The organism is Micromonospora sp. NPDC051006 (genome assembly GCF_044456245.1).
Taxonomy (GTDB): Bacteria; Actinomycetota; Actinomycetes; order Mycobacteriales; family Micromonosporaceae; genus Micromonospora.
On the sequence record NZ_JBITFP010000032.1, the window covers coordinates 49,905 to 69,988 of the forward strand.

A 20,084-nucleotide genomic window follows, 5' to 3' on the forward strand; every position below is an offset into this window, starting at 1 on the left:
CCCGACCGGACGCGGCGGACCGCGCCGGCCCCGACCGTCGGAGCCTTCCCGCAACCGTACCCGTTGCCGGGCCCGCCGACATCCCGCCCCGCCCGTCAGATCCGCCCGGCGCCGCTTCAGTGGCCGACGGCAGCCGGGTCGGCCTCGGCCGCCTCGGCGTCAGCCACGTCCGCCTCACGGACCCGTTCGGCCAGCAGCCGCAGCGCCTCGATCACGGCGGCGGAGCGGATGTGGTCCCGACCGCCGTCGAGGTCGAGCTGCCGGACGACGGTGCCGTTCGGCCCGGCCACCGCCGTGTAGACCAGCCCGACCGGCTTGCCGTCCTGGGGCTCCGGACCGGCCACGCCGGTGGTGGCCACCCCCCAGTCGGCACCGCAGCGCCGCCGGCCTCCCTCGGCCAGCGCCACCGCTACGTCCGGGTCGACCGGGCCACGCTCAACCAGCAGCCCGGTCGGCACCCCGGCCAACTCCGCCTTCAACTCGGTCGCGTAGACCACCAGGCCGCCCCGGTAGACCCCGCTGACCCCGGCGATCTCCACGATGGCGGCGGCGAGCAGCCCGCCCGTGAGCGACTCGACGGTGGCCAGCGTCTCGTGCCGTTCGGCCAGGCTGTGCACCACTCCCGCCGCCGGGCTGCCGACCGGCCGCTCGCCGTTGGCGTCGCTCTCCATGCCCCCGTCCTTCCCCGTCCGGCGTCCGATCAACCCGACCGGCTCCCGACCAGCCATCCTGCCCCAGTTCGATCGATCATGAGGTGAACCAGGCTTTCCCGCACGTCAACGCCAGAGTCGACGTGACGGAGCGCCGGAGGCTGGTCAGGGGCGCGGGCGGCGCAGGCGGACGGCCTGGGCGATGTAGTCGAAGCCGGTGACCACCGTCACCAGGACGGCCGCGGCCATGATCCACGGGCCGACCGGTGCGAGGGCGTCGGGCATCGGCCAGAAGTACCAGGCGATGGCGAGGATCTGGAGCGCAGTCTTGATCTTGCCGCCGCGGCTGGCCGCGATCACGCCGTGCCGGATCACCCAGAACCGCAGCGCGGTGATGCCGAGTTCGCGGACCAGGATGACCGCCGTCACCCACCAGGGCAGCCGGTCGTACCAGCTGAGCAGCACCAGGGCGGCGCCGGTGAGCGCCTTGTCGGCGATCGGGTCGGCCACCTTGCCGACCGAGGTGACCAGCCCGAAGCGGCGGGCGATCCAACCGTCGACCAGGTCGGTCGCCGAGGCGATCGCGAAGATCAGACAGGCCGCCATCTGCCAGCCGGCGTGCGTCATCTGAGAGGCGACCACGGTGGCCGCGAAGACCGGCACCAGCAGCAGGCGCAGCGCGGTCAGCGCGTTGGCCGCGTTGAGCAGCGGGACCGCGCGGACCACCCGGGCCGGCGTCGACTCGGTCGCCCCGGTCACCGCCGCCCTCCGCCGTGGCGTTCCCGGTACCCCACCGCGTGCCCTCCCCGCCTCGTCCGGCCCCGCCGTCACCGTGCCGCGCCGGGCGCCGCCGAGATCATCTCATCCGGTACGGCGAGCAGATCCACGCCTTCGGTACCGGTCACCGTCGCCCGGACCAGGTCGCCGGGGCGCAGCGCGGAAAGATCGACGCCGCCGCCCTTCGGGGCGACCAGCGTGGTGGAGCCGTCCACCTCGGGGGCCTGGTGCGCCGCCCGCCCCTCGACGACACCGTCGTCGACCGAGTCGACCAGGACCTCGACCGTCGAACCGAGCCGCTCCTCGGCCCGCTGCGAGCAGAGCTCGTCGGCGAGCGCGCTGAGCCGGTCGTAGCGACGCTTGATCGTGGCGGCGGAGACCTTGCCGGGCAGCCCGGCGGCCTCGGTGCCGTCCTCGTCGCTGTAGTCGAACATGCCGATCGCGTCGAGCCGCGCCTCGGTGAGGAACCGGACCAGCTCGCTGACGTCGGCGCGGGTCTCGCCGGGGAAGCCGACGATGAAGTTGCTCCGCGCCCCCGCTTCGGGGGCGAGCGACCGGGCGCCGGCCAGCAGCTCCAGGAAGCGGTCGGTGGAGCCGAACCGGCGCATCCGGCGCAGCACCGGCTCGCTGGAGTGCTGGAACGACAGGTCGAAGTAGGGCGCCACACCTGGCGTGGTGGCGATCGCCTCGACCAGGCCGGGCCGGGTCTCGGCCGGCTGGAGGTAGCTCACCCGCACCCGCACGATGCCGTCGACCCCGGCGAGCTGCGGAAGCAGCTTCTCCAGCGCCCGCGGGTCACCCAGGTCCTTGCCGTACGACGTCGAGTTCTCGCTGACCAGCACCAGCTCCCGGACCCCGGTCTTGGCCAGCCACTCCGCCTCGGCGAGCAGCTCGTCCGGCGTACGCGAGACGAACGCGCCGCGGAAGGCGGGGATGGCGCAGAACGCGCAGCGGCGGTCGCAGCCGCTGGCCAGCTTGAGCGAGGCGACCGGGCCGGTGTCCAGCCGGCGGCGCAGCACCTGGCGCAGGTGCGCCGGGGTGTGCTCGTCGGTCTCCACGGCCGTCCGGGCCAGCGTGCCGTGCCCGGGCAGCGACACCGCCGCCTCGCGACGCTTCACCGGGGTGAGCGGCAGCAGTTCGCGGCGGTCGCGCGGGGTGTGCGCGGTCACCGTCTCGCCGGCCACCACCGCGTCCAGCCGGGCGGCGATCTCCGGGTAGTCGTCGAAGCTGAGCACCGCCTGCGCCTCGGGGAGGCTGTCGGCCAGCTCCCGGCCGTACCGCTCGGCCATGCAGCCGGCGGCGACCACCTTGGCGCCGGTCCCGGCGGCAGCCAGCAGGGTCTGGATCGAGTCCTGCTTGGCCTTCTCCACGAAGCCGCAGGTGTTGACGACCACCACGTCGGCCCCCTCGCCGTCGGTGGTGACCTGCCAACCGTCGGCGTGCAGCCGCGCGGCCAGCTCCTCCGAGTCGACCTCGTTGCGGGCACAGCCCAATGTCAGCAGCGCGACGCGGCGGCCCGCCGTGGCGGACGACAGCTCGCCGCGCGCCGAGCTGGAGTTGTCGGACGACAGCTCAGGGTCGCGGCGCGGCGCCAGACGCGCCGAGCTGGCGTTGTCGGAAGGGGAGAAGGCAGACACCCTCCGAGGGTACCGGGCCGATCAGGGGGTCCCACGCACGTGGGCTGCCGAGGCGCTACCGGTCAGCCCGTCGCGGCGCCCACCCGGGCCAGCCGCTCGAGCAGGAAGACCTCGGTGCCGGCCAGGCCGGTGGAGCAGAAGAGCGAGATCTGGTCCGCGTCGGTCCGGCCGGGGACCGCCCCGGCGAGCACCGCGCCCAGGTCGTGCAGCCGTCCGGCGTACGCGGGCAGCGCGGCGAGCATCGGCGGGTGGTACGCGGCCGCCTGGGCCGGCGAGTCGGTGACCAGGAGAGCGGCGCTGTCCAGCAGGTCGAGCCCGAACTCGGCGCGGTCGCGCTGCTTGAAGCCGACCGCGTTGACGTGGGTGCCCGGGGCGAGGTGGGCGGCGTCGAGCACCGGCGCCTCGCTGGTGGTGGCGAGCACCACCACGTCGCGGTCGCAGACCGCCGCCTGGGCCGAGTCGACCGCCCGGGCCGGCACGTCCAGCTCGGCGCGGACCCGGGCGGCGAACGCCTCCCGGCGGGCGGCCGAGCGGCTGTGCACGGTCACCTCGCGCAGTGGTCGCACCGCGGCGGCGGCCCACACCTGCGTCCAGGCCTGCCGGCCGGAGCCGATCACGCCGAGCGTCGCCGCGTCGGGTCGGGCCAGCGCGTCCACCGCCACGCCGCCCAGGCCGCCGGTGCGCCGCGAGCCCAGCTCCTCGCCGACCGCCACCGCCCGCACCGCGCCGGTACGCCCGTCGTGCAGCACCACCAACTGCTCGGACTCCGGGTGGCCGAAGGTGTCGTACGAGCGGTAGCCGTACCACTCGCCGGTGAGGTGCCCGGCGGTCAGCACCATCCGGCCCCCACCCAGCGAGGCCGAGGCGCGCGGCGGGGCGACCAGCCGGCCGTCGTACGCGGCCAGCACGGCGGCGCGCATGGCGTCGACCGTGGTGGCGGCGTCCAGCGCGGCGGACACGTCGGAGTCGGTCAAGAGCACGGTCATGACGGCAATCCTGCAAGCTGAAGTCACCTTCAGGTCAACGCGCGGTGGTTTGGTTCACCCAGCCCCGGCGTGTCGGAGGGGTCCGTCCCGGTCCGGCCGGGCCGCGGCCACGGCCGGTGCTACCGTCGGCTGCGGTGGCCCGATCGGCCACCCCGGACGAGCGGTGGGCGTACCCGGTCAGGTGAAGACGCCCCGACTGACGTACAGACCCGACTCGTCCCGGCCCCGATGGTCCGGGCGCTCCCCGCAGAGGTGATGCGATGGCCTGGATCGTGCTGGTGATCTCCGGACTGCTCGAGACCGCGTGGGCGATCGCCCTGGACCGCAGCGCCGGGTTCAGCCGCCCCGTGCCGTCGGCGGTCTTCGCGGTGACGCTGGTGCTCAGCATGGCCGGCCTGGCGTACGCGCTGCGCGACATCCCGGTCGGCACCGGCTACGCCGTCTGGGTCGGCATCGGCGCGGTCGGCACCGCCGTGGTGGGCATGGTCGCGCTGCACGAGTCGGCCAGCCTGCCGCGGATCGTCTGCCTGCTGCTGGTCATCGCCGGCGTGGCCGGCCTGAAGATCTTCCACTGAGGCGGCCGACGACCGGAAACCGCCCGGCGGCAGGGCCGGTATCGACCCGGATGCGTATCGGACGGCCGGAATGGGTAGTCAGGGCCGCGACCGACAAGGCTCTCACCATGGAGGACATCATGGCCGACATTCCCACCACCGCCCGTCCCCGCAGCAGCGCCGCCCGCATCTGCACGATCGTGGCGTTCGTCTTCGCCGTCCTCGCGATCTTCGTGTCTCCGCTGATCTTCGGCGTGCTCGGGCTGATCCTGGGCATCGTCGGCGCGGTGCTCGGCGACAAGCCGCTCGGCTGGTACGCCGCCGCGGCCAGTGTGGTCGGGGCGATCCTCGGCACCGTGATCGCCGCCGCCATCCTCAACTCCTGACCCACCACGACTTCGGGCCCGCCGCACGCTGGCGGGCCCGATGCTGTCCGGGGTCAGCCCCGATCGGCCACCAGCACCCGGTTGCCGTCCGGGTCGAGCACCGCCGCCATCCGCTCGCCCCACGGCTGCGCCGCCGGCTCGGCGACCACGGTCACGCCGGCCGCCCGCAGGCTGTCCACGGCGGCGGCGCAGTCGGCCACGTAGACCCAGAGCGTCACCCGGTCGTTGGTCAGCGTGCCCGGCTCGTCCTGCCGGCCGATGCCGAGCTGACCGGTGCCGAGGCTCAGCGCGACGTAGGCCGGCTCCCCCGACTCGGGAAAGCGGTAGGTTTCCGTGCCGCCCAGCAGGTCCCGGTAGAAGCGCAGCGCCGCCGGGAGGTCCCCGGTGGTGAGGATCGGGAAGATCTCCTCGGCCAGCGGCGCCACGTCAGTCATCGCCGCCACGGAGGCCGACCAGGACCTCCTCCAGCTCGTCCGGCTTGACCAGCACGTCGCGGGCCTTGGAGCCCTCGGACGGCCCGACCACGCCCCGGGTCTCCATCAGGTCCATCAGCCGGCCCGCCTTGGCGAAGCCCACCCGCAGCTTGCGCTGGAGCATCGAGGTCGAGCCGAACTGCGAGGTGACCACCAGCTCGACCGCCTGCACGAGCAGGTCGAGGTCGTCGCCGATGTCCTCATCGATCTTCTTCTTGTTCTCCTGCGCCGGGGCCAGCACGTCCGGCCGGAACTCCGGCTCCCGCTGGTCCTTGCAGAACTTGACCACGTCGGCGATCTCGCGCTCGGTGACCCAGGCGCCCTGGATCCGGATCGGCTTCGACGCGCCCATCGGCAGGAACAGCCCGTCACCACGGCCCAGCAGCTTCTCCGCGCCGGGCTGGTCGAGGATGACCCGGGAGTCGGCCAGCGACGAGGTGGCGAAGGCCAGCCGGGACGGCACGTTGGCCTTGATCAGGCCGGTCACCACGTCGACCGAGGGGCGCTGGGTGGCGAGCACCAGGTGGATGCCGGCGGCCCGGGCCAGCTGGGTGATCCGGACCACCGAATCCTCGACGTCGCGCGGGGCGACCATCATCAGGTCGGCCAACTCGTCCACGATCACCAGCAGGTACGGGTACGGCCGCATCTCCCGCTCGCTGCCGGGCGGGGCCTTGATCTCGCCGTTGCGCACCTTGCGGTTGAAGTCGTCGATGTGCCGGACCCCGTTCGCGGCGAGGTCGTCGTAGCGCATGTCCATCTCGCGGACGACCCAGTCGAGCGAGTCGGCCGCCTTCTTCGCGTTGGTCACGATCGGGGTGACCAGGTGCGGGATGCCCTCGTAGCCGGTCATCTCGACCCGCTTCGGGTCGATCAGCAGCAGCCGCACCTCGTCCGGGGTGGCCCGGGTGAGGATCGACACGAGCAGCGTGTTGAGGCAGGACGACTTGCCCGCGCCGGTCGCGCCGGCGATCAGGATGTGCGGCATCTTGGCCAGGTTGGCGACCACGTAGCCGCCCTCGATGTCCTTGCCGAGCGCCACCACCATCGGGTGGTGGTCGCTGGTCGCCGTCCGGGAGCGCAGGACGTCGCCGAGCGCCACATTCTCCGGGTCGGTGTTGGGGATCTCCACGCCGACCGCGCTCTTGCCCGGGATCGGGCTGAGGATCCGCACATCCGGCGACTTCACCGCGTACGCGATGTTGCGGGAGAGCTGGGTGATCCGCTCGACCTTGACGCCCGGGCCCAGCTCGACCTCGTAGCGGGTGACCGTCGGGCCGCGGGTGAAGCCGGTCACCGCGGCGTCCACGTCGAACTGGTCGAAGACGCCGGTGAGCGCGGCGATGACCTCGTCGTTGGCCTTGCTCCGGGTCTTCGGCGCCGCTCCCCCGCTCAGCATGTTGGCCGGCGGCAGGGTGTAGTCGCCGGCGAGGCCGGTCAGCGCGAGCTGCTCGGCCCGGGTCGGTGGCGCCGGTGAGTGCTCCGGCGGCTCCACCGGCCGCCGGCTGGCCGGCACCTTGCCCGGTGCCTTGCGCGGCAGCACGAGGGTTTCCTGCAGGTCGGCGCCCTCGAGATCGTCGTCGAAGTCGTCGGGGTCGAGCGGCGGCACCCGCTTCGCGGGCCGCTTGCGCGCCGGCTTGACCGGAGTCTCCTCGCCGTCCGGGGTGGACGGTGCGGCGACCAGCGTGCCGGCCAGCAGACCGAGCCGCTCCGGGATCTTGTTGATCGGCGTCGCGGTGACCACCAGCAGGCCGAAGAGCAGCAGCAGGATGAGCAGCGGCACGGCGACCCAGGCGGTCACCGCGCGCTCCAGCATGCTGCCGACGCCGGCGCCCACCAGGCCGCCGGCGAAGTCGCGCTGACCCGGGTCGGCCGGTTGCTGCCCGATGTGCAGCACGGCGGCGGTGGCGATCAGCATGGAGCCCCAGCCGACCAGCCCACGGCCACGGTGCTCGGGGTCGCCGGGCTGACGCATCAGCCGCCAGGCGCCGATCATCAGCAGCACCGGCACCACGACGGAGATCGCGCCGAGGAAGAGCCGGACGGTGTCGGCCAGCTGCGCACCCACCGGGCCGGCGCCGGAGAACCAGATCCCCACCGCGCTGAGCAGGGCCAGCCCGAAGAGCAGCAGCCCGGCGCCGTCGCGCCGGTGCTCCGGGTCGAGGTCGCGGGCCGAGGCCGCCTGGCGGCCGGCCGCCCGGAACGCCCAGCCGACGCCGTGCGCAAGCCCCATCCACAAGGCACCGACCGCCCGTCCGACGTAGACTGCGGGGCCGGGGCGGGCGGGGCGAGTGCGGCGACGGACCGGGGCGCGGGTCTTCTTCGCCGGTTGACGGGCGCGAGTGTTCGTCGCGCCGCGCGGCGACGCGCCGCGCCGCCGGCTCGCCTGAGAGGTACGGCCCGCCATAGCATCACCGTAACGGCGCGGCCCGGCAGAACGCCGCTTTTCCGGGTCGTGTCCGCGCGTCGCAGCACGGACTCCGCTGCAAGCCGTGATATCTGCCTCAGAAGGGATGCCCGATGGCGTCGCCGGGAATCGAGGACGGTCCGGACGACCCGCTGGCCGGGCACCCGCGGCGGCTGCGACCGCTGACCGGCGAGCTGATCGCCGCGGTGCTGGGCAACCGTGGGTACGTCGTCACGCCGGACTCCGACGGCGATCTGGTCGGCCGCTGGGAGGACAACCTGATCTGGTTCCTCCGGCTGGGCGCCGCCGGGGAACTGCTCCAGATCCGCACCATGGTCGCGCCGACCTTCCCGATCGAGCAGGTCCCGGCGCTCTACGAGTTCTGCAACGGGTGGAACCACGACCAACTCTGGCCGAAGGCGTTCGTGCACGTCGACGACAGCGGTCGGGTCCGGATCTGCGGCGAGGTGATCACCGACCTGGAGTGCGGGGTGACCCCGCACCAGCTCGACCAGCTGCTCGACTGCGGCATCACCGCCGGTTGTCAGCTCGCCGCCGGGGTCCGCCAGCTCCCCGGCGGGGTGGTGGCGTGACCGGGCCCGGCGAGCGGCGACCCGGCCGCCTCGGCGACCTCGCCGACCTGGTCGGGCGCAACCGTGGGCCGGCACCGCGCAACCGCGAGCTGACCGCAGCGCTCGCCGACGCCCGGGACCTGCCCGACGGCCCGGCCCGGCTGGTGGAGCTGGAGCGGATCGCCGCGCAGGCCGACGCGAGCGGCGACGACCGGTCCGCGGTGGACGCCCGGTTCGCGTTGATCGAGACGGCGCTGCTGCACGGCGAGCGGTGGCGGCTGGTCGAGCCGGTGCGGCGCTGCCTGGCCGTCCTCGACCGCCGCCCGGAGCTGTTCAGCGACACCGAGGCGGACCTGCTGCTGCGCCACCAGCGCGCCGCGGTCGAGGCGCTGCTGGGCACCCCACGCGTCGGGCTGGACCAGGTGCGGTCCGTGGACGACCTGGCCCGCCGGGTCGGCACCGACGCCGAGGCGGTCGCGGAGCTGCGTAGCCGGATCGCCGACCACCTGGGTGACGAGCCGACCGCCCGTGACTGGTACGACCGCTGGGCCGCGGCCGAACCCGGGCCGGCCGACGGCTGCCGCGGCTGCGCGCCGGCCCGCCGGGCGGAGCTGCTCGCCGGCTGGGGCGAGTGGTCCGCCGCGCTGGCCGAGCTACGGGAGGTGCTCGACGGCACGGTCGACTGCACCGATCAGCCCGAGCGCGCGCTGGTCGTGGCGCTGCTGCCCTGGCTGCGCACCGGGCAGCCGGAGCGGGCCGGCGCGGCGCACGTGCGGGCCTACCGGCGGCACCGCCGGGAGCGCGCCGCCTTCCCGCACCTCGCCGCGCACCTGCGGTTCTGTGCGCTCGGTGGGCATCCGGGCCGCGGCCTGGACATCCTCGCCGAGCAACTGCCCCGGCTGGACCAGCCGCACGACGACCTTCCCGCGATGGAGTTCGCCGCGGCCGGCGCCCTGGTCTGCGCGCTCGCCGTCGAGGCGGGGCTGGGCGGGCGCACGGTGCACCGGCCGGCCTTCGGCGACCGACCGGCCACCGACCTCGACATCGCGACGCTCGGCGCCGTCCTGCTCGGCATCGCCACCGAGCTGGCCGGCAGCTTCGACGCGCGCAACGGCACCGGGCACCAGTCCGGCCGGATGGCGGCCTGGCTGGCCGAGCGGCCGGTGGCCACGCCGGCGCCGCTGCCCGCCGACACCGACCCGGCCGACGACGCCGCGGACGCGCCGCCGGACGACCCGGAGCCGCCCGAACTGGAACCGGCGCCGCTGACCCTGTCCATGATCACGGCGGCGCTGGACCGTCGGGGCGACCGGTACGCGGTCGACGACGGCGGCACGGTGGTCGGCCGGTGGGGCGCGGCGGTCATCCAGTTCCGGCAGGTCGGCGAGCGCGGCGAGATCCTGCACGCCCGGGCGCTCGCCACCCGCCGGCTGCCGGCGGGGCGGCGGATCGAGGCGTACGCGTTCTGCAACGCGTGGAACCACGACCGGCTGCTGCCCAAGGCCTACGTGCACGACCTCGGCGTCGAGCTGGCGCTGGCCGGCGACGTCAGCACCGACCTGGCGCACGGGGTGGCCCCGGCGCAGCTGACCGTCCTGCTGGACGCGGCGGTGACCACCGGCGTCGCGTACGCGGACGCGGTCGCCGCCCTGCCCTGACCCGCGAGCGGCCCTGGCGGTTGCAGCCGCGTTCGTCACAGGCGGCGATCCGACAGCGACGCAACCGCGCTCCCGGCACGGGGGTGATGTCACCGTCACCCACACCGAACCGGGAGCCCACGATGATCCGCCCGTTCCGCGCCAGCGCCCTCGCCGTCACCGCCGCCACGCTGCTCGGCCTGACCGCCTTCGCCGCGCCCGCCGCCGCGCACGCCCCGACGGCCCCTACCCCGTCGTCGTCTCCGGCCTCCTCGCCGAGCGCCACCGCGCGGGCCGGCGAGCCGACCATCCTCGCCCGGGCGGACCTCGTCTTCCTCAGCAAGGACCCGTGGCGGCCGTCCGGGCCGCTGGCGGTCACCGTCGTCAACGAGGGAGCCGCGGCGGCGAAGGGCTTCTTCGTGCTGCGCCTGCCGCCCTGGACGGAGCTGACCGGGCGTGGGGACTGCCGCTCCGCCGGCGCTTCCGGGCAGGACTGGACCTGCGGCGGCGCGCAGATTCCGGCCGGTGGCAGACGCGAGTACCGGTTGACGGTGACCTCGTCCACGCCCGAGCCGGTGTTCGGCGTGAGCGCCCACGGAACGGTCGCCGGCCGGGACGCGGCCGGCGCCACACAACGGCCCACCGAGTTCCGGGTCAACTGGCCGGACAAGATCGCGCTGCGGCTGCGGGCCAGCGCCGGCCCGGTCGTCAACGGGGAGACCACCGTGACGGCGCGGGTGACCAACGCCGGCACCTTCCGGCTCGGCGGGTACTCGCTGAACGTCATGACGCCGCAGGGCGTCCGGGTGATCGAGCCGGGCTGCTCGGAGAGCGGCCGGATGAACGGCGCGGGCTGCGAGGTGCTGCGCACCGGCGAGCTGGCCGCCGGCGCCACCGACACGGTGCGGCTACGGCTGGCCGTCACCGGGGGCAGCCAGACGGTCCGGCTCTTCCTCGGCCCGAGCAACCGCTACACCAATCCGGACACCTCGGTCACCCTGCGCCTCGCCGGCGCACCGGCCACCACCGCGCCGCCGGCCGGTGCGACGGCTACGCCCACCGCGGCCCCGGTCGGCCAGAGCACCGGGGAACTGCCCCGCACCGGGCCGGCCGGTCTGACGTACGCCCTGCTCGGCGCGGCGCTGGTGGCCCTCGGAGCCGGTCTGCTGCTGCTCCGGCGTCGCCTCGCCCGCGGCTGACCCGACGGGAGGCAGGCCGCCATGAACAGACCCGGGTCGGCACCGACGTTCACGGGGACGTCGGTGCCGACCCGGGTCGACGTGGATCAGCGCCGGTCAGACCTCGACCACGGTCGGAACGATCATCGGTCGCCGGCGGTACGCGTCGTTGACCCAGCGCCCCACCGTCCGGCGGACGATCTGCTGGAGCTGGTGCGGGTCGGTGATGCCGTCCGCGGCGGCCCGGTTGAGCGCCTCGGTGACCAGCGGGATCACCGGGTTGAACGCCTCCGGGTCCTCGGAGAAGCCCTTCGCCGAGAGCGTCGGGCCGGCCACCACCTTGCCGGTGACCGAGTCCACCACCACGGTGGTGGCGATGAAGCCGCCGTCACCGAGGATCCGCCGCTCGGTCAGCAGCGACTCGCTGACGTCGCCGACGGCGAGGCCGTCGACGTAGACGTACCGGCTCTTCACCCGTCCGACCAGGGCGGCGCGCCCCTCGACCAGGTCGACCACGTCGCCGTCCTCGCAGAGCACCACCCGGTCCGCGGCGACCCCGGACTCGATCCCGAGCCGGGCGTGGGCACGCAGGTGCCGCCACTCGCCGTGCACCGGCATGAGGTTGCTGGGCCGGACCACGTTGAGCAGGTAGAGCAGCTCACCGGCGGGCGCGTGACCGGAGACGTGCACCTTGGCGACGTCCTTGTGCACGACCACCGCGCCGGCCCGGGCCAGCCGGTTGATCACCCGGTAGACGGAGGTCTCGTTGCCGGGCACCAGCGAGCTGGCCAGCACCACCGTGTCGCCGGGCGCGATGGTGATGTGCCGGTGGTCGCCGCTGGCCATCCGGCCCAGGGCGCTCATCGGCTCGCCCTGCGAACCGGTGGACATCAGCACGATCTGCTCGGGCGGCAGCGTGGTCGCCTCCTCGATGCTGACCACCAGGCCGGCCGGGATGTTGAGCAGGCCGAGGTCGCGGGCGATGCCCATGTTGCGGACCATGGACCGGCCGATCAGCGCGACCTTGCGGCCGTGCTCGACCGCCGAGTCGAAGACCTGCTGCACGCGGTGCACGTGCGAGGCGAACGAGGCGACGATGATCCGCCCCTTGGCCTTCGCGAAGATCGAGTCGAGCACCGGCCCGATCTCCCGCTCAGGAGTGACGAAGCCGGGGATCTCCGCGTTGGTGGAGTCCGACAGCAGCAGGTCCACACCCTCGGCGCCGAGCCGGGCGAAGCCGGCCAGGTCGGTGATCCGGCCGTCGAGCGGGAGCTGGTCCATCTTGAAGTCGCCGGTGTGCAGCACCAGGCCGGCCGGGGTGCGGATGGCCACCGCGAGCGCGTCGGGGATCGAGTGGTTGACCGCGAAGAACTCGCACTCGAACGGGCCGAGCCGCTCCCGGCCGCCCTCGCGCACGGTCAGCGTGTACGGCTGGATCCGCCGCTCGGCGAGCTTCGCCTCGACCAGGGCCAGGGTGAACTGCGAGCCGACCAGCGGGATGTCCGGCTTGTGGGCGAGCAGGTAGGGCACTGCGCCGATGTGGTCCTCGTGACCGTGGGTGAGCACGATCGCCTGGACGTCGGCGAGCCGGTCCAGGATCGGCCCGAAGTCGGGCAGGATCAGGTCCACGCCCGGCTGCTCGACGTCGGGGAAGAGCACCCCGCAGTCGACGATCAGCAACTTGCCGTCGTACTCGAAGACGGTCATGTTCCGACCGATGGCGCCGAGCCCGCCGAGCGGAATGATCCGCAGTCCGCCCTCCGGCAGCGGTGGGGGGAGTTCCGCCTCGATGTGCGCCTCGGTCACGCGTCCACCTCATTCTTGGACGCCGTTCCTCGGCGTCCGTAGTGTCGTTCGGTCATTCAGGGAGCTCCAGACCCGCCGCCGCGCAGTCGGCGCGCAGCTGGGCGATCTCGTCGTCGGTGGCGTCCACCAGCGGGGGCCGCACCGGGCCCGCGGGCAGGCCGGCCGCTGCCAGGCCCGCCTTCACCAGGATGACGCCCTGGGTACGGAAGATGCCGGTGTACAGCGGCAGCAGCCGCCGGTGCAGGGCGAGCGCCGCGGCGTTCTCCCCCGCGTCGTGCGCCTCGATCATCTGCTTGGTCAGCCCGCCGGTGAAGTGCGTGGAGGTGCCCACCACGCCGACCGTGCCGACGCCCAGCGCGGGCAGGGTGAGCGAGTCCTCGCCGCTGTAGAAGGCCAGGTTGGTGCGGCTGGTCACCCAGCTGGTCGCGGTGAGATCGCCCTTGGCGTCCTTCACCGCGACGATCCGCGCGTGCTCGGCGAGACGCACCATGGTCTCGGTGGCGATCGGCACGCCGGAGCGGTGCGGGATGTCGTAGAGCATCACCGGCAGGCCGGTGGCGTCCGCGACCGCGGTGAAGTGACGCAGCAGCCCGCTCTGTGGCGGCTTGTTGTAGTACGGCGTGACCACCAGCAGCCCGTGCGCGCCGGCCTTCTCGGCGGCGGCGGCCAGCTCGACGGTGTGCCGGGTGTCGTTGGTGCCGACCCCCGCCACGACCTTGGCCCGGTCGCCGACCGCCTCGGCCACCGCCCGGATCAGTCGTTCCTTCTCCGCGTCGGTGGTGGTCGGCGATTCGCCGGTGGTGCCGTTGACCACCAGCGCGTCGTTGCCCTGCTCGTCGACCAGATGGTGCGCCAGCCGGGCGGCACCGTCAAGATCGAGCGAGCCGTCGGCGGTGAACGGGGTCACCATGGCCGTGAGCACCCGCCCGAAGGGACGGGACACCGCCCGAGCGGGGGTGTCAGGGTGGTCGTGCGTCATGCTTCCAACCTAGCGGACGAGCCTCGGCAGCCCGCCGGGGAAGGGCTCAGGAGAGCTCGGCGTGCGGGCTGGACGCCACCTCGGTGCCGTCCGGGAGGGTGGTGATCACGAAGTCGGCGAAGACGTTGGGGGCCGCCTTCTGCAGCTGTCGCAGGCACTCCACCGCCAACTCGCGGATCTCCACGTCGGCGTGCTCGGTGGCCCGCATGGCGACGAAGTGCCGCCAGGCCCGGTAGTTGCCGGTCACCACGATCCGGGTCTCGGTGGCGTTGGGCAGCACCGCCCGGGCCGCCTGCCGGGCCTGCTTGCGCCGCAGGGTCGGGTTCGGCTCGTCGGCGAAGCGCTGCTCCAGCCCCTCCAGCAGCTCGGTGTACGCCCGGACGCTCGCCTCGGCGGCCTCGACGAACTTCTTGTGCAGCTCCGGGTCCTCGGCGATCACCGCGGGCTCGACCATGGCCGCGTCCCGCTCCGGGACGTACCGCTGGGAGAGCTGGGAGTACGAGAAGTGCCGGTGCCGGATCAGCTCGTGGGTGAAGGAGCGGGAGACCCCGGTGAAGTAGAAGGTCACCGAGCCGTGCTCCAGCACCGAGAGGTGGCCGACCTCCAGGATGTGCGCCAGGTAGCCGGCGTTGGTGGCGGTGGCCGGGTTCGGCTTCTTCCAGCTCTGGTAGCAGGCCCGCCCGGCGAACTCGGCGAGCGCCTGGCCGCCGTCGGCGTCGGTCGACCACGGCACCTCGTCCGGCGCCTCGAAGTGGGTCCACGCGACGAGCTTCACCTGGGGCTGCACCATCTCCGGCATGCCTGGGACTGTAGTGGTGGCGGCGGCACGGCCCAAGTCCGGCTCGCCCCGATGCAACGTCAGTCACCTCACTGGCCGCCCGACGCCCCGCCGACGCCCCGCCGACGGCCGCTCGGCACCCGCCGCATCATCACGCGGCGCTGTCGAACTGCTCCATATGTGAACCAGGGTGGTGGCCAACCGCGCGGCTGGCCCCGAGCGGATGCCCACCGTCCAGCAACGGAGACGCGCACCCCGGATGTTCATATCTGGAGCAGGTCGACAGCTTCGGGAACAGAGGGGACAGCCCAGGCCCGGCGGCCCCGGCGAGCGGTCAGCCCGGGGCGGGTCAGACGTAGAGCGCGGTGAAGGGCGCCCAGGGCAGGTTGCGCAGCACCGAGAAGGCGAGCCAGGCGGCCAGGAACCCACCGATCACCTTGCTGCTGATCCGCAGCTGCGGCAGGCGCCAGCCGAACGCCTGCCGGCCGGCCCAGGCCACGAAGAGGTAGGCCAGGAAGGGCAGCGCGAAGACGAAAAGGAAGTGGTGCCGTGCGGCGGCCGGCAGGTCGGCGTGCAGCACGTACCAGAGCGCGCGGGTGCCGCCGCAGCCCGGGCAGTCCAGGCCGGTGGTGAGCTTCAGCAGGCAGGTCGGCGCGGCGTCGGGGGACGAGTGGGTCGGGTCGCTGATCAGCGCGTAGCCGATGCCGGCGGCGACACAGCCGACCGCGGCCAGCGGCACCGCCCAGCGCGGCGAGCGGTCGTGCAGCCGGACCACGAACCGGGTGAGCCGGTCGGGCTCGGGCATCGGATAGGGCGCCGGGTAGGGCGGGACCTGCCCGGCCGGCCACGGCTGAGGCGGGGCGTCCAGCGCGCCCGTCGGTGGCTGGGGCGGGGCGTCCAGCGCGCCGGTCGGTGGCTGCGGCGGGCCGGCCGCGCCGTCAACGCTCGTCACGGGGTCACCGTACACCGGCGACGCCCACCAGCGCGGCGGCCAGCGGGCCGGCCAGGTCACCGCCGGTGGGCGGGGCCACCGCGTCGAGACCGAGCCAGCCGGCGAGCCGGTAGAGCTCGGCGGCGAGCGCGACGGCCGTCTCGCCCGGGTCGGCGCCGGGCTCGACCCAGGCGGCCGGCACCAGCAGCACCCGGGACTTCCGGTCGGCCTTGAGGTCGACCCGGGCGGTGAACCGCTCCCCCTGCAGGAAGGGCAGCACGTAGTAGCCGTAGACCCGCTGCGGGGCCGGCACGTAGATCTCGATCCGGTAGCTGAAGTCGAAGAGCCGCTCGGTGCGGGCCCGCTCCCAGATCAGCGGGTCGAAGGGGCTGACCAGGGTGTTGCCGCGGATCCACCGGGGCAGCCGGGCCTGGGCGTGCAGCCACGCCGGCTGCCGCCAGCCGGGCACCGTGACCGGCAGCAGCTCGCCGGCCTCGGCCAGCTCGGCGATCGCCTGCCGGGCCCCGAGCAGCGGCAGCCGGAAGTAGTCGCGCAGCTCCGGCTCGGCGGCCACCCCGAGCGACCGGGCGGCGAGGGCGACCAGGGCCCGGTAGGCCTCGGCGTCGGTCGGGGTGGGCGCGTCCAGCGCCGCCGCCGGCAGCACCCGCTCGGGCAGGTCGTAGCGGCGCGCGAAGGAGCTGGTGCGCTCGGCCGCGGTGACCTCGCCGGCCCAGAACAGGTATTCCAGAGCCCGCTTCACCGCCGACCAGTTCCAGCCCCAGTTGCCGGTCTCCCGGGGCGCGTCGTGCTCGATCTCCGCGGCGGTCAACGGCCCCCGGGCGGCCACCTCGTCGCGTACCCAGGCGACCAGCTCGGGCTGCTCCTCGGCGATGCGCCGCATGCCGCCCCAGGACGCGCTGCGCGCCCGGGCCATCCGCCAGCGCAGCGCCGCGTGCAACGCGACCGGGACCAGGGACGCCTCGTGCCCCCAGTATTCGAAGAGCTCCCGGGGGCGGCGGTAGGCGGCGGTGTCGAGCAGCTCGGTCGGGTAGGGCCCGAGCCGGCTGTAGAGCGGCAGGTAGTGGGCGCGTTGCAGCACGTTGACCGAATCCATCTGGATCAGCCCGACCCGGTCGAGCACCCGGCGCAGGTGCCGGCGGGTCGACACGCCGGTGGGCGGCGGGTCGGCGAAGCCCTGGGCGGCGAGCGCCACCCGCCGGGCCTGGGCGAGCGAGAGTGATTCCGGTGCGGTCATCGTCGGCGACCTTAATTCATGGGTACGACGCCGTAGCGGGATACTGGACCTACCGCCCCGTGAGGCATAGAACGGTGCAATGCTCACCATCCGCTCCGAGGAGCCGGACGACGCCGAGGCGGTCGCCCGGGTGCACGTGCACGGCTGGCAGGCCGGCTACGCCGGCATCATGCCGGACGAGGTGCTGCGGCGGCTGAACGTGGCGGCCTGGGCGCAGCGCCGCCGCGACATCGGCACGGCCGACCCGGAGCACCCGTTCACCACGCTGCTGGCCGAGGCGGACGGCGGGGACGTCGTCGGCTTCACCTCGTTCGGCCCGTACCGGGTCAACCAGGACCGGGCCGAACTCGACCCGGGTTGCGGCGAGGTGCTCGCCCTCTTCGTCGAGCCGGCGCACTGGGGGGACGGCACCGCCCGGACGCTGCTGACCGCGGCGCGGGACGGCCTAACGGCCCGGGGATGGTCGGCCTACCGACTCTGGGTGCTGGCCGAGAACCACCGGGCCCGCCGGTTCTGCGAGCGGGCCGGCCTGTCACCGGACGGTGAGCAGTCGACCTATCCGGTGCCGCTGGCCGGCGGGCGCCCGCCCGTCGGCCTGGTCGAGCTGCGGTACGCCGGACGCCTCGGCGGCTGACCCGTCCCGCGCGACCCAGCGGCGGACCGGCAGGAACGCCACCACGGCCAGGCTGATCCAGACGTAGGTGTTGCTGCCCAGGAACCCGTCGACCCCGGTGAAGTCCTTCTCCCACGCCCAGACGATCCGGCTGCACAGCAACCCGTACCCGACGATGGCGGCGACCAGCAGCAGGCGGCGCCGACGGCCGCCGGCGGGCGCCCGCACGGCGTGCTCCACCAGCAGGATCAGCGCCGGCAGCAGCCAGACCAGGTGGTGCACCCAGGTCACCGGGCTGACCAGGCACATCACCGCGCCGGTGAGGGCGAGCCCGGTCGCCTCGTCGCCGGCCGCGGCGGCGAGGCGGGAGCGCCAGGCCCAGAGCGCCAGCGTGCCGAGCACCAGTACCAGCCAGGCCAGCGTGCTCGGGTGCTCCGGGTCGAGCCGGGCGACCACGCCGCGCAGCGACTGGTTGGAGACGAACGCCAACTCGCCTACCCGGCCGGTGTTCCAGAGCGCCTCGGTCCAGAACTCGCGGGAGGCGTCCGGGAAGAGCGCGGCGGCGAGCAGGCTCGCGCCGGCCGTGGTGGCCATCGCGGTGAGCGCGGCCCGCCAGCGCCGGGTGACCAGCAGGTAGACGATGAAGATGCCCGGGGTCAGCTTGATCGCGGTGGCCAGCCCGATGCCGATGCCGGCCCAGCGGTTGCCGGCCGGCAGCAGCCGCAGCAGGTCGACCGCGACCAGGAAGAGCAGCAGCATGTTGACCTGGCCGAAGTTGACCGTCTCGCGCATCGGCTCGAACGCGGCGGCGAGACAGAGCGCCACGGCGAGGGTGAACCAGGGGGTCCAGCCGGCCCGACGGACGATCGGGTCGAGCAGCCACCAGAGGAGCATCGCGGTCACCACCACGGTGGCGCTCACGCTGACCACGATCGCCGCTACCCACGGCAGGTACGCCATCGGCAACATCACCAGGGCCGCGAACGGCGGGTAGGTGAAGCCGTACTGCGTGAACGGACGCAGGTAGTCGTAGATCTCCCCGCCGTCGTGCACCCACCAGGTCAGCGCGCCGTAGTAGACCTGAAGGTCGAAGAAGCCGTGCCGGACGGCGGCGACGGACAGGAACGCGGCCACCGCCACGGCGAGCAGGAGCACGCCCACGACCTGCCCGGTCGTCGTTCTGGCACCCTGCGCCACCGTCGCCTCCCTCGCCCTGCGTAGGCTCACGTCCCATGGCTCTCGGGTACGTCCGCCCGGCGCGTCCCGAGGACGCCGGCGAGATCGCACGCATCCAGCTCGCGACCTGGCGGGTCGCCTATCGCCGGATCCTCCCCCGGCACGTCCTCGACAACTTGGACGAGGCGTGGCTTGCCCGGCGGTGGACCGCCGCGGTGCAGGAGCCGCCCTCCGGCGCCCACCGCGTGCTGGTCGCCGTCGAACAGGCCGAGCAATCGTATCTGGTGGGGTTCGCCGCCTCCGGTCCGGCCGACGCCGAGGCGCTCGCCCCCGGCGAGCCGGCCGAGGGGCTGGGCGACGGCGTCGTGGCCGTCACCGACCTGCTGGTGGAGCCGCGCTGGGGCCGGCGCGGGCACGGCAGCCGGCTGCTCGCCGCCAGCGTGGACCTGTGGCGGGAGGACGGGGCGGACCGCGCGGTGGCCTGGGCGTTCGACGCCGACGAGGCGACCCGCAAGTTCCTCACCAGCACCGGCTGGGAGCCGGACGGCGCGGTCCGTGCGCTGGACGTCGACGACATGCTGGTTCCCCAACTGCGGCTGCACGTCGCGGTCCCGACCGAGCCGGTCGAGGCGGACTGAACGCACCGCCGATCGGTCGTCCACTCCTCGTCACCGTCGTGTCGCCCGCGCACGTCGGATCGCGCGCCTACTGTGACGCAGGAAGGGCCCAGCGGCCCGGCACGACCCACCGACGAAGCACGACCGGACGAGGGAGACGACCATGTTCGCGGACTCGCGGGCGTTCAGTGGCTTCTCAGTCGACGACACCGACCGGGCGCAGCGGTTCTACGCCGACACGCTCGGCCTGCGAGTGACGCGGGACGACGCGATGGGCGAGCTGCTGACGCTGCACCTGGCCGGGGACCGGCCGGTGCTGGTCTATCCGAAGGCCGACCACGTGCCTGCCAGCTACACGGTGCTCAACTTTCCGGTCGAGGACGTCGACGCGACGGTCGAGGAGCTGACCTCGCGCGGGGTGACCTTCGCCCGCTACGAAGGGATGCCGCAGGACGACAAGGGGATCATGCGCGGCAACGGGCCGACCATCGCCTGGTTCACCGATCCGGCCGGCAACATCATGTCGGTCATCGAGCAGAGCTGAGCCGGTGGGGGGGGGGCGGGGGGGGGGGGGCGGGGCGCGGGGCGCGGGGCGCGGTGGCGGATGCCGGGTTGTTCCTTGAGGCCGAGAACACGGGCCAGTTAAGTCTAAGTTTCGCTCGCGGGGGGATG

The 20,084-nt window shown here is 73.9% G+C and carries 20 protein-coding genes and 1 riboswitch; of the genes, 8 read left to right on the forward strand and 12 right to left on the reverse strand.

Annotated features, from left to right (window positions below; translation table 11 throughout):
* Positions 1–116 precede the first annotated feature (116 nt).
* The 4 genes from ACIBBA_RS31085 to ACIBBA_RS31100 all read right to left on the reverse strand — a co-directional run bounded on the left by ACIBBA_RS31085 (position 117) and on the right by ACIBBA_RS31100 (position 4,050).
* A complete protein-coding gene (locus ACIBBA_RS31085; protein ID WP_396702084.1) occupies positions 117–671 on the reverse strand; it encodes a CinA family protein in 555 nt (184 codons plus the stop codon).
* Positions 672–815: 144 nt separating this feature from the next.
* On the reverse strand, positions 816–1,409 hold the full coding sequence (pgsA, locus tag ACIBBA_RS31090) for a CDP-diacylglycerol--glycerol-3-phosphate 3-phosphatidyltransferase (RefSeq protein ID WP_350869840.1): 594 nt from the start codon (positions 1,407–1,409) through the stop codon (positions 816–818).
* 68 nt (positions 1,410–1,477) lie between these two features.
* The gene (rimO, locus tag ACIBBA_RS31095) at positions 1,478–2,962 is read right to left on the reverse strand and encodes a 30S ribosomal protein S12 methylthiotransferase RimO (RefSeq protein ID WP_396702113.1); all 1,485 of its coding nucleotides are present in this window, start codon (positions 2,960–2,962) and stop codon (positions 1,478–1,480) included.
* A gap of 164 nt (positions 2,963–3,126) precedes the next feature.
* Positions 3,127–4,050 (reverse strand): ornithine cyclodeaminase family protein, encoded by a 924-nt coding sequence (locus tag ACIBBA_RS31100; protein WP_396702086.1) that lies wholly within the window; start codon positions 4,048–4,050, stop codon positions 3,127–3,129.
* Positions 4,051–4,180: 130 nt separating this feature from the next.
* Positions 4,181–4,247: riboswitch (guanidine-III (ykkC-III) riboswitch) on the forward strand.
* Positions 4,248–4,310: 63 nt separating this feature from the next.
* Between ACIBBA_RS31100 and ACIBBA_RS31105 the strand changes: the two genes are divergently transcribed.
* Together ACIBBA_RS31105 and ACIBBA_RS31110 are read left to right on the forward strand one after the other, a co-directional pair.
* Positions 4,311–4,625, forward strand: a complete 315-nt coding sequence (locus ACIBBA_RS31105) for a DMT family transporter (protein ID WP_396702088.1) — start codon at positions 4,311–4,313, stop codon at positions 4,623–4,625.
* Between the two features lie 119 nt (positions 4,626–4,744).
* The gene (locus ACIBBA_RS31110; protein WP_357053723.1) at positions 4,745–4,990 is read left to right on the forward strand and encodes a hypothetical protein; all 246 of its coding nucleotides are present in this window, start codon (positions 4,745–4,747) and stop codon (positions 4,988–4,990) included.
* Positions 4,991–5,043: 53 nt separating this feature from the next.
* Here ACIBBA_RS31110 and ACIBBA_RS31115 read toward each other — a convergent pair whose 3' ends face one another.
* Both ACIBBA_RS31115 and ACIBBA_RS31120 read right to left on the reverse strand, forming a co-directional pair.
* Positions 5,044–5,424, reverse strand: a complete 381-nt coding sequence (locus ACIBBA_RS31115; RefSeq protein ID WP_396702090.1) for a VOC family protein — start codon at positions 5,422–5,424, stop codon at positions 5,044–5,046.
* Positions 5,417–7,870: a DNA translocase FtsK gene (locus ACIBBA_RS31120; RefSeq protein WP_396702092.1), complete on the reverse strand. Its 2,454-nt coding sequence runs from the start codon at positions 7,868–7,870 to the stop codon at positions 5,417–5,419. The genes ACIBBA_RS31115 and ACIBBA_RS31120 overlap by 8 nt, the downstream gene beginning before the upstream one ends.
* Before the next feature lie 113 nt (positions 7,871–7,983).
* On the opposite strand from ACIBBA_RS31120, the gene ACIBBA_RS31125 reads away from it, so the two are divergent.
* The 3 genes from ACIBBA_RS31125 to ACIBBA_RS31135 all read left to right on the forward strand — a co-directional run bounded on the left by ACIBBA_RS31125 (position 7,984) and on the right by ACIBBA_RS31135 (position 11,278).
* A complete protein-coding gene (locus ACIBBA_RS31125) occupies positions 7,984–8,463 on the forward strand; it encodes a YbjN domain-containing protein (protein ID WP_396702094.1) in 480 nt (159 codons plus the stop codon).
* Positions 8,460–10,100, forward strand: coding sequence for a YbjN domain-containing protein (locus tag ACIBBA_RS31130; RefSeq protein WP_396702096.1), 1,641 nt, complete (start codon positions 8,460–8,462; stop codon positions 10,098–10,100). The genes ACIBBA_RS31125 and ACIBBA_RS31130 overlap by 4 nt, the downstream gene beginning before the upstream one ends.
* Positions 10,101–10,222: 122 nt before the next feature.
* Positions 10,223–11,278, forward strand: a complete 1,056-nt coding sequence (locus ACIBBA_RS31135; protein WP_396702098.1) for an LPXTG cell wall anchor domain-containing protein — start codon at positions 10,223–10,225, stop codon at positions 11,276–11,278.
* 96 nt (positions 11,279–11,374) lie between these two features.
* Here the strand turns inward: ACIBBA_RS31135 and ACIBBA_RS31140 are convergent, their stop codons facing one another.
* The 5 genes from ACIBBA_RS31140 to ACIBBA_RS31160 all read right to left on the reverse strand — a co-directional run bounded on the left by ACIBBA_RS31140 (position 11,375) and on the right by ACIBBA_RS31160 (position 17,006).
* Entirely contained in the window at positions 11,375–13,063 is a 1,689-nt protein-coding gene (locus ACIBBA_RS31140) for a ribonuclease J (RefSeq protein WP_396702100.1), read from the reverse strand.
* 52 nt (positions 13,064–13,115) lie between these two features.
* Complete coding sequence (gene dapA, locus ACIBBA_RS31145; protein WP_396702102.1) at positions 13,116–14,042, reverse strand: 4-hydroxy-tetrahydrodipicolinate synthase; 927 nt, start codon at positions 14,040–14,042, stop codon at positions 13,116–13,118.
* Positions 14,043–14,088: 46 nt separating this feature from the next.
* Entirely contained in the window at positions 14,089–14,832 is a 744-nt protein-coding gene (thyX, locus tag ACIBBA_RS31150; RefSeq protein ID WP_350869975.1) for an FAD-dependent thymidylate synthase, read from the reverse strand.
* Positions 14,833–15,169: 337 nt separating this feature from the next.
* Complete coding sequence (locus tag ACIBBA_RS31155) at positions 15,170–15,721, reverse strand: DUF2752 domain-containing protein (protein ID WP_396702116.1); 552 nt, start codon at positions 15,719–15,721, stop codon at positions 15,170–15,172.
* Positions 15,722–15,776: 55 nt separating this feature from the next.
* A complete protein-coding gene (locus tag ACIBBA_RS31160; RefSeq protein ID WP_396702104.1) occupies positions 15,777–17,006 on the reverse strand; it encodes a winged helix-turn-helix domain-containing protein in 1,230 nt (409 codons plus the stop codon).
* Between the two features lie 79 nt (positions 17,007–17,085).
* On the opposite strand from ACIBBA_RS31160, the gene ACIBBA_RS31165 reads away from it, so the two are divergent.
* Positions 17,086–17,640 carry a GNAT family N-acetyltransferase gene (locus tag ACIBBA_RS31165; RefSeq protein WP_396702106.1) on the forward strand — a complete coding sequence of 185 codons (555 nt, stop codon included), beginning with the start codon at positions 17,086–17,088 and terminating at the stop codon, positions 17,638–17,640.
* Here the strand turns inward: ACIBBA_RS31165 and ACIBBA_RS31170 are convergent.
* Entirely contained in the window at positions 17,539–18,816 is a 1,278-nt protein-coding gene (locus ACIBBA_RS31170; RefSeq protein ID WP_396702108.1) for a glycosyltransferase family 87 protein, read from the reverse strand. The genes ACIBBA_RS31165 and ACIBBA_RS31170 overlap by 102 nt on opposite strands.
* A 35-nt stretch (positions 18,817–18,851) precedes the next feature.
* Between ACIBBA_RS31170 and ACIBBA_RS31175 the strand changes: the two genes are divergently transcribed.
* Both ACIBBA_RS31175 and ACIBBA_RS31180 read left to right on the forward strand, forming a co-directional pair.
* Positions 18,852–19,433 (forward strand): GNAT family N-acetyltransferase, encoded by a 582-nt coding sequence (locus tag ACIBBA_RS31175; protein WP_350869814.1) that lies wholly within the window; start codon positions 18,852–18,854, stop codon positions 19,431–19,433.
* A gap of 142 nt (positions 19,434–19,575) precedes the next feature.
* On the forward strand, positions 19,576–19,956 hold the full coding sequence (locus ACIBBA_RS31180; RefSeq protein ID WP_396702111.1) for a VOC family protein: 381 nt from the start codon (positions 19,576–19,578) through the stop codon (positions 19,954–19,956).
* The last annotated feature ends 128 nt before the right edge of the window (positions 19,957–20,084 follow it).

What these genes read in the sequence shown, in the direction of transcription:
- ACIBBA_RS31110 (WP_357053723.1), top strand. Translation starts at nt 4,745, where the DNA reads ATGGCCGACATTCCCACCACCGCCCGTCCCCGCAGCAGCGCCGCCCGC.
- ACIBBA_RS31100 (WP_396702086.1), bottom strand. Translation starts at nt 4,050, where the DNA reads ATGACCGTGCTCTTGACCGACTCCGACGTGTCCGCCGCGCTGGACGCC.
- ACIBBA_RS31125 (WP_396702094.1), top strand. Translation starts at nt 7,984, where the DNA reads ATGGCGTCGCCGGGAATCGAGGACGGTCCGGACGACCCGCTGGCCGGG.
- ACIBBA_RS31115 (WP_396702090.1), bottom strand. Translation starts at nt 5,424, where the DNA reads ATGACTGACGTGGCGCCGCTGGCCGAGGAGATCTTCCCGATCCTCACC.
- ACIBBA_RS31180 (WP_396702111.1), top strand. Translation starts at nt 19,576, where the DNA reads ATGTTCGCGGACTCGCGGGCGTTCAGTGGCTTCTCAGTCGACGACACC.
- thyX (WP_350869975.1), bottom strand. Translation starts at nt 14,832, where the DNA reads ATGGTGCAGCCCCAGGTGAAGCTCGTCGCGTGGACCCACTTCGAGGCG.
- ACIBBA_RS31160 (WP_396702104.1), bottom strand. Translation starts at nt 17,006, where the DNA reads ATGACCGCACCGGAATCACTCTCGCTCGCCCAGGCCCGGCGGGTGGCG.
- dapA (WP_396702102.1), bottom strand. Translation starts at nt 14,042, where the DNA reads ATGACGCACGACCACCCTGACACCCCCGCTCGGGCGGTGTCCCGTCCC.
- ACIBBA_RS31120 (WP_396702092.1), bottom strand. Translation starts at nt 7,870, where the DNA reads ATGGCGGGCCGTACCTCTCAGGCGAGCCGGCGGCGCGGCGCGTCGCCG.
- ACIBBA_RS31135 (WP_396702098.1), top strand. Translation starts at nt 10,223, where the DNA reads ATGATCCGCCCGTTCCGCGCCAGCGCCCTCGCCGTCACCGCCGCCACG.
- ACIBBA_RS31175 (WP_350869814.1), top strand. Translation starts at nt 18,852, where the DNA reads ATGGCTCTCGGGTACGTCCGCCCGGCGCGTCCCGAGGACGCCGGCGAG.
- ACIBBA_RS31085 (WP_396702084.1), bottom strand. Translation starts at nt 671, where the DNA reads ATGGAGAGCGACGCCAACGGCGAGCGGCCGGTCGGCAGCCCGGCGGCG.
- ACIBBA_RS31105 (WP_396702088.1), top strand. Translation starts at nt 4,311, where the DNA reads ATGGCCTGGATCGTGCTGGTGATCTCCGGACTGCTCGAGACCGCGTGG.
- ACIBBA_RS31165 (WP_396702106.1), top strand. Translation starts at nt 17,086, where the DNA reads ATGCTCACCATCCGCTCCGAGGAGCCGGACGACGCCGAGGCGGTCGCC.